The sequence below is a fragment of the SAR324 cluster bacterium genome (assembly GCA_029245725.1).
In the GTDB taxonomy this organism is placed as follows: domain Bacteria; phylum SAR324; class SAR324; order SAR324; family NAC60-12; genus JCVI-SCAAA005.
Window position 1 is genome coordinate 1 of sequence record JAQWOT010000129.1, and the last position, 16,431, is coordinate 16,431.

Here is a 16,431-nt window from a genome sequence, read left to right on the forward strand (position 1 = left end):
AATCAATGGCTCCCTGGTTGAGAGTTTGGCTATTGAGTTTGGCAAGCAGTGTAGCTGAGCTGAGTATTTCAGCGTAGCGGTAGATGAAGAGGCGCAGGGGAATGTTGAGATTTAAAGAGAGTGAGATTTGATTCGAAGGCAGGCTCAGGATTCCTGATCCAACAGAATTGGTGGGTCCCTGCTCGGAGAAGCTAGTCCCTCCGGGGACAACGACAATGAACTCAGTGGCACGGGAACTGGAGCCCGCTCTTTGAGCACTGCGTTCCGAACTCCGGTGTTGCAGAGTTAGCGTGACCTCAGCTTTATCAAGAGACTCACCTTCCTTCGGTAAAGGAGCACATGTGCTCAATGGCAGGGAAAGAGAAAGTAAAATTAGCCAGAAACAACAGAGATAAATTGGGAATTTCTGCTTTGTTTTACCCATAGATTTCGGCGTAGTAAATAGACTATGAACTACTTGCCAAGGAAGTAGCATTTTTATTTAACTAAAATTCTAATAGTTGCTTATCATAAAAATTCAGCAAATTATTCACGAATCCAGTTAACAAGAACTCAACTTACTAGGACTTATTTTCAATTATTTTCAAATTGCTGAGCAGTGAGCCAATTTACAGGGTTATCCTCGATGCCGAGGATCAAAGGCATCACGGACGGCTTCACCAATGAATACGAGCAAACTGAGCATCAGAGCCAGCACGAAGAAACCTGAGAGGCCAAGCCAGGGAGCGTGGATGTTAGCCTTCCCTTGAGCTAGAAGTTCACCCAGCGAAGGCGAACCAACTGGCAGTCCGAAGCCAAGGAAGTCGAGGGAAGTCAACGTGGTGATCGAGCTGTTCAGCAGAAAGGGTAGAAAGGTCAGGGTGGCGACCATTGCGTTAGGCAGGATGTGACGACACATGATTGTGGTGTTGCTCAATCCAAGGGCTTGGGCAGCCCGGACGTATTCGAGATTCCGACCTCTAAGAAATTCAGCCCGGACGACCCCAACAAGCCCCATCCAACTGAACAAGAGCATGATGCCGAGCAGCCACCAGAAATTGGGTTCCACAAAGCTGGAGAGGATGATCAACAAGAACAGCACTGGTAATCCAGACCAGACTTCAATGAAGCGCTGCCCCCCCAGATCAACCCAGCCTCCGTAGTAGCCTTGCAGGGACCCAAAAGCCACGCCAATGATCGAACTGAAGACCGTCAGGCAGAGTCCAAACAAAACCGAGATGCGAAAGCCATAGATCAAGCGCGCCATCACGTCGCGTCCCTGGTCGTCAGTTCCCAGCCAGTTTTCTGCAGAAGGAGGGGCTGGTGCCGGGACACTCAGGTTGTAGTTGATCGTGTCATAGCTGTAGCGAATCATTGGCCAGAGGATCCAACCTTTTTCTTTGATCAGGTCCTTGACAAAAGGATCAGTATATTCCGCTTCGGTCGCAAACTCTCCACCAAATTGAGTCTCAGAGTACTCTACCAAAAAAGGGGTGTAAAACTCTCCGTCAAAGCGAATCAACAGAGGCTTGTCGTTGGAGACAAGTTCCGCCAGTAGGCTGAAGAAAAAGAGAAAGAGGAAGAACCAGAGGGACCAATAGCCTCGTCGGTTGGCACGGAAAGCCCTCAGGCGTCGTTGATTGATTGGATTGGAGAGAAGAGAAGAAGCCATGAGTGTTTGCTTTAGGAATCCAACAAGCGTCGAGCGAGTGTTAAACTGCCGACAAAAGTCACCCCAGATTTTTTTAAGGACACGCACGATCTCGTTCAAGGTAGCCCCTTAGGTCATCACGTCATCCACAAGCCAGACACGATAAAGTGTGTGCGTAAAATGAACCTCAAAAACATTCTGCACATTCTTGCGTCGTTGTTCAAGGTGATCACTTGACTGGATCCTTGGATTTTTTGGGTAATTGGATTGGTCTTGGGTAGGCTTAAAGTGGGGATGTGTCTCTGAATTTCCAATGCCAGCAATTGAGTCTGGTTGAACTGTCGCTAGCGCAAACGACTTTTGGAAAGAGCTACCGGAACTAACGCCCAGTCAACTCGACCCCCTGAATCGTCAGTCCTTCATGAAAAAGCATCCCCAGCAATTTACGGAGCCTCGTTTGTTGTGTAAACTTGAAGCTCAGCAGCCACTCTCGAATCGAATCTTCGCAAAGTAATACGCTTTGACATTCGTCCGGATGCCAGGTTGGAAAATTCTTGCAGGCTGAGCAATCAAATTGGGAGGGGTTCAGGGTAGGTTGTGCACAACGCAGACAGTGATTCCTGATCCAAGGTAGGTTGACCTCACACGAATAGCACAGCAGGTTGGTGAAAGGGCCTTCCGAATCTCCCCGAAGCGCCTGACCACACTGCCAACATTGACAGGGCAACCATTTGCCTGGATTCAGCCAACTCTCAAATATAGTTCGCCAATTTGTCTTCCGACTTCCCATCTGCGGTTGAAGTTGAATCACCTAGGGTAGGGTTTTTTTCGTCGAAACTTTGATTGTTCAAGGGCAACAGACCCTGGACAGTGGGACGACCACGCCAAATGCCAAGTATCAGAAAATAACCGGTCAGTCCCCCAATTACCAGCAAGCTGAACTCTCCCCACTGTGAGGTCAGCCCAAGATCCAAACCAACCATAGCCCCCGGAATGATAGCGAATCCTGGAAATCTTAGCGCTCGTTCACTGCCAGCCAACAGCAATGTGAAAGCTCCAATGAATAGCCCCAGAATCGTAGCCAGGATAAGAATTTGTAGAAAAGCCATGTTGTCTTTTGGGTGAGGGATTTGATGAATCAAAAATCTCATTTTCAGAGATGGTTATTTGTCAAGCAGGATCGTCAAATTCTGGAGGAGCCGCATAGGCTTCGTACTCGACCAAAGATTCCTGCAACAATCGATCACCGACGTCTAGGGTTTCCTTTTCCAATTCAGCAACCACTACTCGGTAAGGAGTGTTGCGCTCCACAAAGATCAGATAGAAGGGAAGCCATTCGCCAGTGAGTTGGTAAATTCCCTGACGATACCAGGCGGCTTGAAAGGCATAGTGCCATTGCGTGTTGGCCTCGGTGATGGTCCGATAGGAAAATTTGAGATCGGCAATAAAGGCTTTCTCCGGACAGAACAGATCCAACCGGCCTTTGCAGCGCAAGCTGTTCTCAGGGGCTTGCCAGAAAAGCGAGACCTCCTTGAGGCTATTTTCCAGCATCCAGCTTGCCTGTGGGTGCGTGTTGACTGCATTCTGCGCATTCATTAATGCATCCCAGATGTTGGTGGGAAGCATGGTTGGACGAGATTCTTCGCTGGATGGTTGTTCCTCTGCTTCCAGTTTTTTTAACTTTCTGAGTGAAATCCCCGGAGCAAGTCGCTGATAATCCTGTTCAAATCTTTCAGGTTCAAGCAGGAGGCAGTGGCCCGCATTGCCGATCAGGACTCCATGCGGGTTGTAGTAATTTCCAGGTCGAAAAATCTGCTTAAGGGTCGACTGATTCAATCCTTGAGCTTGTTGATATTGCTCAAAAGGCATCTCCTCAAAAATACCGGTTTGAAAGTTGGCTTCCTCCATCATCGATATGATTCCACTGTTGGGCAAGAGCAGACAAGGTTTCGGTCTCCATAGGCATTGTCGATTCGATTGACGGTTGGCCAGAATTTTTGGGTTTGCATGCCTGGCAAGGGATACGCTGCGATTTCTCGACTGTAGAGATGATTCCAGACCTCAGCGGTTAGGTCCAATTGAGTGTGTGGAGCGTTGACCAATGGGTTGTCCTGCAAAGGCCAGGTTCCCTCTTCTACTTTGCGGACTTCTTCACGGATCTTGAGCATTGCTTCACAAAAACGATCCAATTCTTCTCTGGATTCACTCTCCGTTGGTTCAATCATCAGAGTTCCAGCGACAGGCCAGGACATGGTGGGTGCGTGAAATCCATAGTCCATTAGACGTTTCGCAATGTCTTCCTCAGAGATTCCGGAAATGTTCTTCAGTGGTCGGATGTCCAGAATACACTCATGTGCCAAGCGTCCGTTGCGACCACGATAGAGAATCGGATAGGCACCGCTGAGTCGCTCTGCCATATAGTTTGCGTTGAGGATGGCAACCTGGGAGGCTATGCGCAGATTCGGTCCTCCCATCATACGAATGTACATCCAGGAGATTGGCAGAATGCTAGGGCTTCCCCAAGGTGCAGCAGAAACGGCACCACCTGTCCGATTTTCGGCAACTTTGATGATGGAGTGGTTCGGCAGATAGGGGGCCAGGTGAGAACGGACGCCAATGGGGCCCATTCCGGGGCCTCCACCTCCATGTGGAATGCAGAAGGTTTTGTGCAGATTAAAGTGCATCACATCTGGTCCAAATTGACCGGGTTGAGCTATGCCCACCAGTGCATTCAGGTTGGCTCCATCCATATAAACCTGTCCACCAAAGCCTTGGATGATTTCACAGATGCTGCGGATTTCTTCTTCGAAAACTCCATGAGTCGATGGATAAGTTACCATCAAGGCGGCTAGTCCGCTAGCGTGTGCTTCTGCTTTTTGACGAAGATCATTGACGTCAACATTCCCTTGGGAATCGCAGTTGACAACCACTACTTTCATTCCTGCCATCTGGGCACTGGCTGGATTGGTACCATGAGCAGAACTGGGAATTAGACAGATGTGACGATGTGCTTCTCCTCGGGAGATATGATAGTTGCGGATGGTCAGCAACCCTGCGTACTCGCCTTGTGCTCCAGAGTTGGGCTGCATTGAGATGGCATCAAAACCGGTCAATTGCATCAGCCAATCTTCCAGTTGTTGAATCATTTTCTGCATTCCTTGCGCCTGCTCCACGGGCACAAATGGATGAAGAGACCCTACACTTTCCCAGGTCACCGGGATCATCTCAGCGCTGGCATTCAATTTCATTGTGCAGGAGCCCAGAGGAATCATAGCCCTATTCAGCGCCAGATCCTTCTCTTCCAGATTCCTGAGGTAGCGCATCAATTCTGTTTCGGAGTGGTATCGATGAAAAACAGAATGGCTCAAGAAATTTGATTCTCTTTGCAAGCTTTCTGGAATGCCGGCATCAGAGGAGTTGGCTTGACTGAGCAAGGCATCTAAATCTGCTTCTACTCCAAAAACTTTGAGAAGCTTGCTGACATCTTCTGGAGTCGTAGTTTCGTCAAGACTAACTCCGAGATGAGTTGAGTCTATCACTCGAAGATTGATCTTAGCTTCTTGTGCACGCTGCAGAATTTCTGGCTGTTGCGTTATGGCGTCGATGCAAAGGGTATCAAAAAACTGATCATTCGAGGCAAACCCACCCTGATCCAGACCTTGTCGAAGTAGTGCCGTCAGGGTATGAGTCCTTCTAGCGATTTTTTTGAGACCATCAGGACCATGATAAACTGCATAAAAACTTGCGATGACAGCAAGCAGAACCTGAGCTGTGCAGATATTGCTGGTGGCCTTCTCACGGCGGATATGTTGCTCACGAGTCTGCAAAGCCATGCGAAGGGCAAGCTGTCCCTGTCGATCTTGAGAGACACCGATTAATCTTCCTGGCAGAGATCTTTTCAAGGTGTCACGCGTTGCCAGAAAGGCAGCATGCGGTCCACCATAACCCATGGGTACTCCAAAACGTTGGGCACTGCCAAAGACGATATCAGCCCCCATCTCTCCGGGTGGTTTGAGGAGCGTTAGGCTGAGTAAGTCCGTGGCCACAGCTACCAAGACCCCTTGCTGGTGCATGGCTTCGATCCATTCTGACCAATTATTGATCACCCCAAATGTATTGGGATACTGCAATAATGCTCCGAAATAGTCCCCGCTTGGTATTTCTGCTGGCTCACCAACCACCAAATGAATGTTCATCGGCTCCGCTCGGGTCTGCAGAAGATCGAGGGTCTGCCGGTGCACATTGTGATCAACAAAGAACTGATTGCTTTTTTTCTTCGAGTGACGTTGACAGAGTGTCATCGCTTCTGCAGCTGCAGTGGCCTCGTCCAACAGCGAAGCGTTGGCAACCTCCATTCCTGTGAGATCTAAGACCATTTGCTGGAAATTGAGAAGCGCTTCCAATCTTCCCTGGGCAATCTCCGCCTGGTAGGGAGTATAAGCGGTGTACCAGCCTGGATTCTCCAGGAGGTTTCGGCGAATCACATTAGGCAGGTGTGTTCCATAGTAACCCTGACCCAGAAAGCTCTGCCAAAGCTGGTTAGCCTCCATCATTGATTTCAACTCATTCAGCGCCTGCTCTTCACTTGCTGGTTTCAGGTCCAGCTTGCTTTGTGGCTGCAGAATGTCATAGGGCACCGTTTTTTCGAGCAAATCCTCTAGAGATTGCAGCTCTAGGAACTGCAACATTGCTTGTTGTTGAGCCTGGTTTGGCCCAATGTGACGGTGGACAAAATCTGCCGAAGGATGAAGTTGATTAAGTTCTTTGAGCAAGCTTGATTGTGTAGGCATGAAATATTCAAGGAAAATTAAAAGATCAGGTAAGTAGCTTGATATCACTCAATGAATCATGACAAATTCCGGTCATCGCTGCAAGGTTGGTACTAGTAAATCTTAAGATCTTGAAAGCCAATCCGACTTTGCCAAAATTTTCTGATCATTCTTCCATTCTTTGTTTGCAGCGAACAGGAGAAATAGTTATGGTTTGCAAATTAAATTGCAGTTGTTCTTTCATTTAGTCGAAGTCCATGGCTCAGATGCTCACCATCACGGAGGTGGTTAATTTACTCCGGGTGCCAGAAACAACGATTCGTCGCTGGATTCAGCAAGGGGAATTCCCTTGTACTATTCGGAACGGCAAACCGCTTGTCAATCAGGCTACGCTGATTTCCTGGGCAGAAGCCAAGCACCTCCGCTTGGGTTCATCCGCACTGGGCAAAAAGGGAAATCTTGTTACAAACAATTTGTTGGCTGCCTTAGAATTGGGTGGCACTCATTACAGGCTCAAGGGTGAAGATCGAGATGCAGTTCTTAGACATCTGCCGGGACAGATGCAGTTGAATAGGATCTCGCCACAAAAATTAGAGACACTCCTATTGGAACGTGAGAACCAGTCGTCAACTGCTCTGGGTAAAGGAGTAGCGGTTCCTCATCCTCGCTATCCATTGCCCATCTCGAAGTCCCAATCCCGTGTGGATGTTTTCTTTCTCTCTTCACCTATCGAATGGGACGCACCAGACAGACAACCTGTCCATACACTTTTTGTTTTGCTCAGCGCCGAATCTTCCCACCATCTTAAGATCCTTTCGCAAATAGCTGGTCTGCTGCGGCAAGCAGGCGTCGAGGACTTTCTGCAGCAGGCACCCCCACAAGATGAACTCTTGGACTACATTCAAGCAAGAACTTCACACTAAGCTTCAAACTCTCCTACCAAGCACGCCTCTAGGAGAGGGCGAACGACTGTCACACTTTCGAGCTCATTCTGCCCGTGAAACTGTTGTGATGATGCTATGTGCTCTGATCATTGGAGCTGGTAGCGGGGCCTTGGCAGTGAGTCTAAACTGGGGTGTCCACTTCCTACAAGAATCCATTCTCTTTCTCCCTGATCTTGGCCAGATTCTGATGCCAGCACTGGGAGCGGGTTTAGCTGTTTTCATGATTCGAAATTTGTTGAGAGATCCTTCAGGACACGGGGTTCCCGAAGTGATTCATGCTGTACTGCATGACGCGAGAAATCTGAAAAAAAGGATGATTTTTTCCAGGTTTTTAGGAAGTCTATTAACTGTTGGAACTGGGAATTCTGCTGGACTAGAAGGGCCCACAGTCTGTATTGGAGCTGCTTGGGGGGCTGTGGTTGCGCGCTGGCTGAATACAAATGAGCGCCGTAGCAAACTACTACTTGGCTACGGGGTAGCAGGTGCGGTTGCAGGGATTTTCAACGCTCCTTTGACGGGTCTGATTTTTACACTGGAGATCATTCTTGGTGAGTGGTCGGTATTGACTGTCTTGCCTTCGATCATTGCTGCAGTGACTGCGACAGAGTTCAGTCGGGTCCTGATGGGCAATAAGATCACATTTACACATGAGTTTGAGTTCTTCGACCCAACCTCCTTGGTCGCCTGTGTTCTCCTTGGAATCCTGACAGGCCTCGTCTCAATTGCATTTTCCAGAAGCCTCAGTTGGTCTGAGAAGAAATTTCATAAGATAGGAAGTCCGTGGGCGAGAGCTGCCCTCGGAGGTGCAATCATTGGGGGAATGGCCTACCTCAATCCATCCGTGCTTGGAGAGGGCTATAACATCACCCAAGAGTTCCTGGCACAGATGGATCAGCATACGGTCGAATGGGTCCTATTTTTTATCTTACTGAAATTCATCGCCTGTTGCGTGACTCTAGGTTCCGGTGGTGTGGGAGGTGTCTTTGCTCCAAGCCTCGTGCTTGGCAGTGCGGTAGGTATGTCTTTCGGCTTAATATTGGGATTGACTGGTTGGGAAGGTGTGGCAGAACCAGCAGCCTTCGCTCTGGTTGGTATGGCTGGGATGGTGACTGGAGTGATGCATGGGCCTCTGACCGGGGTTTTTCTGGTCATGGAATCCACAGGGGGATATTCGCTGATTCTTCCCTTGATGCTCACTGCAAGCAGCGCCATGGTAACGAGTTCATTTTTGGAAGTGGGTTCTGTTTATACTCGAAATTTGATTTTCAAAGGTGATCTAGTCAAAAGAGGATCTGATCAACATTTACTACGATCACTGTCGAGGGATTTTCGGGATTTGTTGGATCATGATTTCCTAACAGTCCGAGACAGTACCCTCTTGGGAGAGTTTGTAGAGGTCTTCAAAAATGCGCATCGTAATTATTTTCCGGTTCTTGAAGCAGATTCTGATCGTTGCATCGGAATTGTTTTTCTAGATGACATCCGTTCCTACCTATTTGATACCCATCTCTACAACATAGTTTCCATGGGTTCAATCATGCGCTCTCTACCCACCATCTCTACAAATGAGTCTATTGAAGAAGCGCTGGATAAATTTGAATTGAGTGGGGCTTGGGCGTTACCGGTGATGGATGGCAAGGAGCGCTTTTTGGGGATGCTTTCAAAATCAACTTTGTTTGATCATTACCGAAGGGAGTTGCAAATCACGGTTTAAATCAGCTCCAAAGATACACTGTCCCAATCCCAGGCCAGTAAAGCTCTCCTTTCCAAGGGTTTAGACCGAATTCCAGTGCAAACGACTGAAAGCGAAGCCCCTCTTCAATTCCAATAGAAACTCCAAAAATTCCCCAAATAGTCAGCTGCAATCCTCTTCCACCTGTCGTGGGTTGTATCCAAAAACTCAAAGGAAAATCCTTACCAATGGCAGTGGGCGGTAAAGTCACTCGAAGTTCTGGGACTTGCCGAAGCACATGTGCAGTGAAGGTGTTGCTGTTTGGACCAGGCCAGACGCGATAGAATTCACTCGCAGGATAGCTGGCGATTGCGTCCTCAACTTTCCTTATTAATTTTTCAGCTCCCTGACCACGTACTTGACCATAAAGCTCAGGAGCATTCCCAAACCATGCTCGGTTTGGTAGTCCAATTGATTCAGAAACCACGGGCATACTACGAAAGTGTCGCCAACCGATTACATCATATCGTCGAAAGTCAGTATCTCCTGCTTCTTTGATCGCAATCCAGGTATGGACTGCAAATGCTCCTCGCCAGTTATAGGCTCGTGCTCCATAGATTTGAATGACTGCTTCATCCTTTGTCACTTCAGCATTAGGAATCGTAACTGTTGCTTGAGAGCTTCTGCTCCAGTGGGTGTCCAAATCTAGATCAGAGAACTTCCAAGTCCACAACGGGCCAGTCAAGAGCAAGAGAGTCAATGAGACTAAGCAAAGGAGCAACAAGCGAATCACTCTCCAGTATAGTTGGTACCTGATGGAAATCATTTGTCGAAGAAGATGAGAGATTCTGTGATGGTCGAGAGGCTAAGGGCGAATGACTTCCATACCAGGAGGAATCTCAAAACTAAAAAAATCCTCTGAAAATTCGACGTTGTAGCTTAGCGCTTCAAATTCAATGATTCTTACTGAACCACTGTTATCCCTGAAGAGCAGCGCCTCCAGGGCTCCCGTTTGGCTATCCACACCGAGTTGTAAAAACTCGATCGCACTTTGTTCTCGGTTGGGAACCAGTTCCAAAACTTCCCATGATTTATCAGGATCTAGTAAGGACTTCTGCATCCTTTGCTGTGTGAAGTCTTCACTCAATTCACCCGCACCGAGGAGGAACGCCAGGGCAGTCCCGTCTGTCACAGTGGCCAACTCCTGAATCATCACATTTTCCAGCAAAGGGTCGTATAACCAGAGAGTGTCACCATCAGTTACAAGTAACTGAGGATCTGGTTCTTGGTATTCCCAGCGCATTTTGCCAGGACGTTGATATGCAATGATGCCAGAGGCACTTGCTCGCCGGTCTTCACTTTCAACAATTGTGGTTTGCAAGAAATTTCCTTGGAAGCTCTGCATTTCTAGGTAGCGTTCCTGAACTCGCTCCAAAGTAATTGCCTGGATAAAGTAAGGACAGAAGAAAACTGAAAACAGAGTAATGAAAAATTTTGTCATGTTTTAGGGTCGCTCAAATTCTTAAAAGGCAGGTGATCCCAGCACCATACGAGAGGGCCTCTCCAATTTTGATGATTCAATTGGATTTGATACACTCCCCACAGTCCAATCAAAATGGGGGGAACCCAGAGAACAACAGCTTTTATCGGTTCTTTCCCAATGGTCAGGTCCTTTGAGAAAGACCATAGAATGTAATGAATGATGATCAAGGCCAGAGCTTGGAGATAAGCGTTAGATCGCCCTCTTCTAGGGTCTACCATACCAATGGTCAGTGCTGCCAAAGCAAAGGCGAGGCAAGCCATCGGTGTCGTGAGTCTGAGTTGAAGTTCCCTTTGCCGTGTTTGCTCTCCAAAATATCGATCTGACTGAATGAGATCCATGGTGGAAACTCCCCAGACTTTTCGATTTGGCGAACCATCCAACTGAGGAGGACGAAACTGGTATTGGAATTCCTCAAAATCGATTGTTCGATATCCACCTTCAACATTGCCAAAGTGCATCGTACCTTGTTTCAATTGAAGAAGGATGTCCTGCTCTTTCTCCCTGATGAGGAGTTGACCTTTCGAGGAAAGCGAAACCATCGAGCCCAGACTCAATTCAGTATCTGAAATAAAAATCCCTCCCAACTCCTCATTGGGAGATTTGGTCTCCACATAGAGGACTTTGCCTGGAAAATCATAGTTCAGGACTCCAGGTCGAATCGTTTTCGCAGTTTGCGATCTTAACAACCTTAGTGTCTCCTCTTCATAGGCAGCATATCCAGCTGGTTGCATCCACAGGGTAATTCCCATGTCCAGAATGGTTGCTAGCAATCCAAAGGTTGCGACGGGTACACTAAGTTGCCACGGACTTAAGCCCGCAGCACCCATGGCTGTAAGTTCCAGATCGTTTGATAATCGAACCAAAACAACCACAACTGCAATCACAACTGCAATTGGCAGAGTGACAGATAGAAACTGGGGTAGTCGGTGGAGTAACATCAGCAAAACGCTCCCTACCGGTACACCTCTGGAGACAATAAGGTTAATAAGTTTGTAGACCGTATCCATCGAAAGGATGAAGGTCAGAATAAAGGTGGCAAGCAGGAAAGGGGGGATGAGCTGAAGGAAAAGGGAACGGGCCAGCATAAGATTAGTTTGTGGCCAGTAGGTCTTTCAATTGCCAGGCTACTTGCAGGGCTTGACGACCATCTTTCGCTGAAACTTGAGGGCCATTACCCTGTTCTATACATTTCAAAAAATCAGCAATTTCAGCGAGTAAATCATCTCCACGCTCCAATTGAAGGTTCTCCGGTTGGAGATCTTCAGGACTCAGGTTACTACTTAAATCCACTTGTAGTTTCCGAGCCAGCCCTGTTCCAAAATCCAAAGAGAGATAAAGGCCGTTTTGAAAGATGCGCATCTTCCGTTCTGCTTTATCGGAAACACGGCTGGCTGTCATACTAGCTACGCAACCATCAGGGAAAACCAATCTAGCGTGAGCTAGATCTGTGAGGGGGGTTAGGATTGAAACTCCAGTACACTCAACTTTAGTTGGAAGTTGCCCAGTGATAGCAAGCACAAGATCAATGTCATGAATCATCAAATCTAGAATCACATCGACATCGGTGCCTCTTTTTGGGAAGGGTGCAATCCTGAGATTTTCGATGAACTTCGGTCGTTGGATGGCTTGGCGGAATTCTTTGAAGACTACGTTGTAGCGTTGAACATGACCAATCTGCAGTGCAAGCTGCTTATGATTTGCCAATCCCTCTAAATCCTCTGCTTCAGCTATGGTACTAGCAATCGGCTTTTCAAGGAGAACATGAACTCCTGCTTCCAGAAAAGGCCGTGTGATTTGATGATGATGGACTGTCGGTACAACGATGCTGACAGCATCAACTTCACAAAGCAAATCCTCATAATTTCGATAAGCTTGGGTGCCTGTCTCTTCAGCTACAATAGTGGCTCTGTCGAAATCGCTATCTACAACACCAATTAGATCTGCATTTGACAGTTGGGCATATTTTTGGGCATGAAATCGACCAAGGTAGCCTACGCCGATGACGGCAGTTCGGAGCATTCAATTACTCTTCAACGCAATTTTGGTTCGTTCAAAAAACGACCGACTGGATTGAGAACGTCAATATTTTCACAAGTGATGCGAAATACAGAAATGATGGGTACGGAGAGAATCATTCCAACGGGACCCCACAACCAACCCCAAAAAATCAGAGCAAGCACAACAATCAATGGGCTCATTCCTAAACTATCACCCATCACTTTTGGCTCAAGCACATTCCCCACAAATACTTGAGTTGATATGAGTAGGACCATGATGACCAATGGCTCGGCCAGGGTTTCAAATTGGACAAAAGAAATTATGATTGGTGGAATGGTCGCTAGGATTGAGCCAAAAGAGGGGATAAAATTTAGTAGAAACGTCAAGAGTCCCCAGAAGAGAGCAAAATCGACCCCAAAAAGTAGGAGAAATCCAGCAACCACAATTCCTGTAAGTGCTGAAACTCCCGTCTTGATGTTCAAGTAGCTGGCAATTTGCTGATTGATGGAATGAATCACCGCAACTGCTCTGGAGGCCCCGCTGCGATGGGAAAAAGAATTTTCCAACCTTCGAATAAAACTCTCCCGTTCGAAAAGCAGATACACTAGATAAAGCAGTACAAGAAACAGGTTCGTGAGGAACTCAACAAAGTTCCCCAATCCTTGCCCTAAAATTTGTGCAATCGCTCCAGCATTGATATGATCCGTCCACTGAATTTCTGTTAGTTGTTCTTGTATTACTGAAGGAGGGATGCTGAGGGCATCTGCCGCATCGATAAGCATCCCTTGTATCCGCATCTGATAGCGAGGAAGGTTAGCTGTTAACGCATTGACGCTGTTGTAGACCAATTGCCCGACAAGATATAGAATCAGAGCAGTGCTGAGTAAGACAAGGAGAACTCTAAGACCGGTTGGGAAACGGCAACGGATCAGAAGTTTCTGAAGAGGCTCTGCAAGATAGGCTAGAAAGAGCGCTACAAAAAAAGGGATCAGAATCCCAGAGAGAGTTTGAAGGATAAATCCACAAGCAATCACGAAAAGCCCACCCGCAAAAAAAGTCAGTAAGCCTAGGGTGGTCTCAGCAGAAGAGGGAAGTTTGCTTTTCATGTAATATATTCAGGGTGCAGTTCCACTCCAGAATCAATGATCTTATGCATTTTATTTCGCCAGATGATGCCTTCAGAAGCCCAGCGAATCAATACTTTCGCAAATTCACGACCAAAGCCAAGAATCCTGCCGACGTTCATCAAGAAATCCATTTCACGCGTACTGATCACATCATCAGCAGTTGTGATCAATGCCAACTCGATAAAAATTTTGACCTCCAGTTCTCGTGTTGCCAAAGGAAACTTGTCCAACTTTGGCAGCTTTTGGTCCTTGACCGCCTGCACTAGGGAGTCAACCTGGGTTTTTGAGCTTAGGAAGGACAAAGCCTGTTCTAAATAACTCAGTTCGCTAGGATCAATATTCCCATCTGCTACAATGGCGTGGCAAACTGCTACGGCAAACCAAGTTTTCTGTTGTTCATTGAGGATTTCTGGCTGTAGGCCAGTTAACATCTGTACACTCATGTGATTTTGCAGGCTAAAGGTTTTTCATGCACTTTCAGGGGATTTCGCCAGAAAGGTTTTTGAGCTCCTCAGTTATGCGTAATGGTAGTTCTCTTTTTTCAGAACGGCTAAGCAATGCAGTGTCCACGGGAGTTCCAACGTGAACCGAAAGGTATTTTCCTGCATTAATCTTGAAGCCAGTTGGGGGCATGACAGTTTCAGTACCACGCAATCCGATTGGAATGATTACCGCGTCAGTTTGCCTGGCGAGCAGGAATCCACCTTTACGAAGGGGTTGCATCTTCCCGTCTGGGCTCCTTGTCCCCTCTGGTGCCAGCCAAATCAAAACCCCATTTTCCATCAATCTTTTGGCTCTGGTCAAAGACTTCATTGAGTTTTTTGGATCATTCCGATCAATTGGAACAAATTCAGCGGCGATCATACCTTGTCCCCAGATGGGGACTTTAAACAACTCTTGTTTACCAATCATTCTGACGGCTCCAGGAATTGCCGCCAGGACTAAGGGAATGTCAAAATAACTTCGATGATTACTCATCAGGACGTAGCGTCTACCGGGTTCGATGGACCAAGGTTTTTCATAGTGAACGACGTAGTTAACATCAGCATACTTAAGCAAGCGTTGCGCCCATAGTTTGACTCGGGGGCTGATCACCTCTCTTCCAGCATTTCTCAATGAAACATCAACCATGGTCAGGAAAGATAACCAGAGAGTACACCAGATCGACCTGAGCAGAATGAATGTTGACGTTAATGAATCGGCCTCTTCATTTTTCAAGGATTCAGACGGGCTCTTGGCTGGCTCTACTGTGGAAAGTTTTTGGTCGTTCATTTTGGAAAGAAGTCCCTAGGGTCCGTGCTGAAACTGTTTAGGATGAAGACGAGTTTGACTAAGCAACGTTGACTCTGCCACAAAGCTAATTCACTCTAGTAGTCTTTGATTAAAGTACAAGTTCACCCATCCCGTCCTTACATCAATCAATTTTAGTATGGAACAGCTTTTCCCCCGTTATGTTCTAGATACAAATGTCTTACTTTATGATCCCGACTCAATTCACGCCTTCCCAACCTCCCAAATCATTATTCCCTTACATGTGATTGAGGAAATTGATCGATTTAAGAGCGTGATGAGTGCGACAGGTAGTAATGCCCGAAACATTTCTCAGGTTCTGGATCAATGCCGAAAACTGGGGAATCTATCAAAAGGAATTCATCTATCGAATGATAGTGAATTAGTGATTTCCATGAGTACTCCAGATGACATCGATTTTCCAGAAGAACTAGATCTGGATCGAGCTAGCAATAGAACCTTGCTTGTTGCGTGGGAACTCCTCTATCAGCAAAAGGAAGTAACCTTGGTTACTTTGGACACAAATGTACGGGTCAAGGCGAATGTACTTGGAATCCCAACGATCAATTATGATGGTCGTCACCAGGATGAGCCCTACCAAGGCCTGACAAGATTGGAACTTTTAGGGACAGAGTTGGGTCTATTTCGTGATCGTCACATTCTCTCTGGAGATCAAGAGTTTTTACCTAACGAGGGAATTTTATTGCTGAACAAAGACAGGCAGGATGATGCAGAGATGGCGATCTTTGACAGCAAGATTGGCTATCTACGTCCTTTTCATCACGATGAAGGTGTTTGGGGGATTTTACCAAGAAATCCTGAACAACACCTCGCTCTGGAATTACTTTTGGATCCAGAAATTCCCATCGTGACCCTGAATGGAAAAGCAGGAACAGGGAAGACTCTGTTAGCATTGGCTGTTGGCTTACATATGATGTTGATGGAAAATCGCTACACACGAATGATTGTTTCCCGTCCAATTTTTCCAATGGGTCGTGATATTGGCTACTTACCGGGGGATTTAAACGAGAAATTGAATCCCTGGATGCAGCCTATTTTCGACAATCTGGAGTTGTTAGTAAGTAACTCAGGTCGGAAGGGAACAAAAGGCTATCAAGAATTGATTGACCAAGGCTTCATCACAGTTGAGCCACTCACTTACATCAGAGGTCGAAGTATTCCAAGACAATACATGATTGTTGATGAGGCACAAAACCTCACTCCACACGAAATGAAAACGATCGTGACCAGAGCCGGTGAAGACACAAAAATTGTCTTAACAGGGGATCCACACCAAATTGACAACCCATACGTAAATGAGGGTTCAAACGGTTTAAATACTCTTGTTGAGCGCTTTAAGAAGTATTCTCTGGCAGGGCACGTGACGTTGGTTCATGGGGAGCGTTCACCGCTAGCAGATTTAGCAGCAAATGTACTTTAAGGTGTATTCAGGTGGGA

General features: G+C 47.0%; 15 protein-coding genes. 3 read left to right on the forward strand and 12 right to left on the reverse strand.

All coding sequences use genetic code 11. From position 1 onward, the window contains the following. The 5 genes from P8O70_05600 to gcvP all read right to left on the reverse strand — a co-directional run. Nucleotides 1-424: hypothetical protein (locus tag P8O70_05600; GenBank protein MDG2196350.1), on the reverse strand; the 424-nt coding region annotated here is incomplete at its 3' end. 192 nt (nt 425-616) lie between these two features. Further along, the gene (locus P8O70_05605) at nt 617-1,651 is read right to left on the reverse strand and encodes an ABC transporter permease (protein MDG2196351.1); all 1,035 of its coding nucleotides are present in this window, start codon (nt 1,649-1,651) and stop codon (nt 617-619) included. 731 nt (nt 1,652-2,382) lie between these two features. Continuing rightward, nucleotides 2,383-2,739, reverse strand: a complete 357-nt coding sequence (locus P8O70_05610; GenBank protein ID MDG2196352.1) for a hypothetical protein — start codon at nt 2,737-2,739, stop codon at nt 2,383-2,385. A 61-nt stretch (nt 2,740-2,800) separates the two neighbouring features. Next, nucleotides 2,801-3,541 carry a PD-(D/E)XK nuclease-like domain-containing protein gene (locus tag P8O70_05615; GenBank protein ID MDG2196353.1) on the reverse strand — a complete coding sequence of 247 codons (741 nt, stop codon included), beginning with the start codon at nt 3,539-3,541 and terminating at the stop codon, nt 2,801-2,803. Further along, nucleotides 3,538-6,420 carry an aminomethyl-transferring glycine dehydrogenase gene (gcvP, locus tag P8O70_05620; protein ID MDG2196354.1) on the reverse strand — a complete coding sequence of 961 codons (2,883 nt, stop codon included), beginning with the start codon at nt 6,418-6,420 and terminating at the stop codon, nt 3,538-3,540. Before gcvP ends, P8O70_05615 begins: the two co-directional genes overlap by 4 nt. A gap of 236 nt (nt 6,421-6,656) precedes the next feature. On the opposite strand from gcvP, the gene P8O70_05625 reads away from it, so the two are divergent. Together P8O70_05625 and P8O70_05630 are read left to right on the forward strand one after the other, a co-directional pair. Further along, nucleotides 6,657-7,322, forward strand: a complete 666-nt coding sequence (locus P8O70_05625) for a PTS sugar transporter subunit IIA (GenBank protein MDG2196355.1) — start codon at nt 6,657-6,659, stop codon at nt 7,320-7,322. Beyond that, on the forward strand, nt 7,282-9,057 hold the full coding sequence (locus tag P8O70_05630) for a chloride channel protein (GenBank protein MDG2196356.1): 1,776 nt from the start codon (nt 7,282-7,284) through the stop codon (nt 9,055-9,057). The genes P8O70_05625 and P8O70_05630 overlap by 41 nt, the downstream gene beginning before the upstream one ends. A gap of 1 nt (nt 9,058) precedes the next feature. Here P8O70_05630 and P8O70_05635 read toward each other — a convergent pair whose 3' ends face one another. The 7 genes from P8O70_05635 to P8O70_05665 all read right to left on the reverse strand — a co-directional run bounded on the left by P8O70_05635 (nt 9,059) and on the right by P8O70_05665 (nt 14,955). Next, a complete protein-coding gene (locus tag P8O70_05635; GenBank protein MDG2196357.1) occupies nt 9,059-9,808 on the reverse strand; it encodes a DUF3750 domain-containing protein in 750 nt (249 codons plus the stop codon). A 72-nt stretch (nt 9,809-9,880) separates the two neighbouring features. Next, the gene (locus tag P8O70_05640) at nt 9,881-10,516 is read right to left on the reverse strand and encodes an outer membrane lipoprotein carrier protein LolA (protein ID MDG2196358.1); all 636 of its coding nucleotides are present in this window, start codon (nt 10,514-10,516) and stop codon (nt 9,881-9,883) included. Beyond that, nucleotides 10,513-11,643, reverse strand: coding sequence for an LptF/LptG family permease (locus tag P8O70_05645; GenBank protein MDG2196359.1), 1,131 nt, complete (start codon nt 11,641-11,643; stop codon nt 10,513-10,515). Before P8O70_05645 ends, P8O70_05640 begins: the two co-directional genes overlap by 4 nt. A gap of 4 nt (nt 11,644-11,647) precedes the next feature. Continuing rightward, nucleotides 11,648-12,577: a Gfo/Idh/MocA family oxidoreductase gene (locus tag P8O70_05650; protein ID MDG2196360.1), complete on the reverse strand. Its 930-nt coding sequence runs from the start codon at nt 12,575-12,577 to the stop codon at nt 11,648-11,650. A gap of 11 nt (nt 12,578-12,588) precedes the next feature. Next, the gene (locus tag P8O70_05655; GenBank protein MDG2196361.1) at nt 12,589-13,662 is read right to left on the reverse strand and encodes an AI-2E family transporter; all 1,074 of its coding nucleotides are present in this window, start codon (nt 13,660-13,662) and stop codon (nt 12,589-12,591) included. Continuing rightward, nucleotides 13,659-14,126, reverse strand: coding sequence for a TerB family tellurite resistance protein (locus P8O70_05660; GenBank protein MDG2196362.1), 468 nt, complete (start codon nt 14,124-14,126; stop codon nt 13,659-13,661). Before P8O70_05660 ends, P8O70_05655 begins: the two co-directional genes overlap by 4 nt. A gap of 34 nt (nt 14,127-14,160) precedes the next feature. Beyond that, entirely contained in the window at nt 14,161-14,955 is a 795-nt protein-coding gene (locus P8O70_05665; protein ID MDG2196363.1) for a lysophospholipid acyltransferase family protein, read from the reverse strand. Between the two features lie 157 nt (nt 14,956-15,112). On the opposite strand from P8O70_05665, the gene P8O70_05670 reads away from it, so the two are divergent. Continuing rightward, complete coding sequence (locus tag P8O70_05670) at nt 15,113-16,414, forward strand: PhoH family protein (protein MDG2196364.1); 1,302 nt, start codon at nt 15,113-15,115, stop codon at nt 16,412-16,414. Nucleotides 16,415-16,431 lie beyond the last annotated feature (17 nt).

Coding starts and splice junctions, on each gene's coding strand:
- P8O70_05610 (MDG2196352.1), bottom strand. CDS start 2,739: ATGGCTTTTCTACAAATTCTTATCCTGGCTACGATTCTGGGGCTATTC.
- P8O70_05615 (MDG2196353.1), bottom strand. CDS start 3,541: ATGATGGAGGAAGCCAACTTTCAAACCGGTATTTTTGAGGAGATGCCT.
- P8O70_05665 (MDG2196363.1), bottom strand. CDS start 14,955: ATGAACGACCAAAAACTTTCCACAGTAGAGCCAGCCAAGAGCCCGTCT.
- P8O70_05625 (MDG2196355.1), top strand. CDS start 6,657: ATGGCTCAGATGCTCACCATCACGGAGGTGGTTAATTTACTCCGGGTG.
- gcvP (MDG2196354.1), bottom strand. CDS start 6,420: ATGCCTACACAATCAAGCTTGCTCAAAGAACTTAATCAACTTCATCCT.
- P8O70_05630 (MDG2196356.1), top strand. CDS start 7,282: ATGAACTCTTGGACTACATTCAAGCAAGAACTTCACACTAAGCTTCAA.
- P8O70_05645 (MDG2196359.1), bottom strand. CDS start 11,643: ATGCTGGCCCGTTCCCTTTTCCTTCAGCTCATCCCCCCTTTCCTGCTT.
- P8O70_05650 (MDG2196360.1), bottom strand. CDS start 12,577: ATGCTCCGAACTGCCGTCATCGGCGTAGGCTACCTTGGTCGATTTCAT.
- P8O70_05670 (MDG2196364.1), top strand. CDS start 15,113: ATGGAACAGCTTTTCCCCCGTTATGTTCTAGATACAAATGTCTTACTT.
- P8O70_05640 (MDG2196358.1), bottom strand. CDS start 10,516: ATGACAAAATTTTTCATTACTCTGTTTTCAGTTTTCTTCTGTCCTTAC.
- P8O70_05660 (MDG2196362.1), bottom strand. CDS start 14,126: ATGAGTGTACAGATGTTAACTGGCCTACAGCCAGAAATCCTCAATGAA.
- P8O70_05605 (MDG2196351.1), bottom strand. CDS start 1,651: ATGGCTTCTTCTCTTCTCTCCAATCCAATCAATCAACGACGCCTGAGG.
- P8O70_05655 (MDG2196361.1), bottom strand. CDS start 13,662: ATGAAAAGCAAACTTCCCTCTTCTGCTGAGACCACCCTAGGCTTACTG.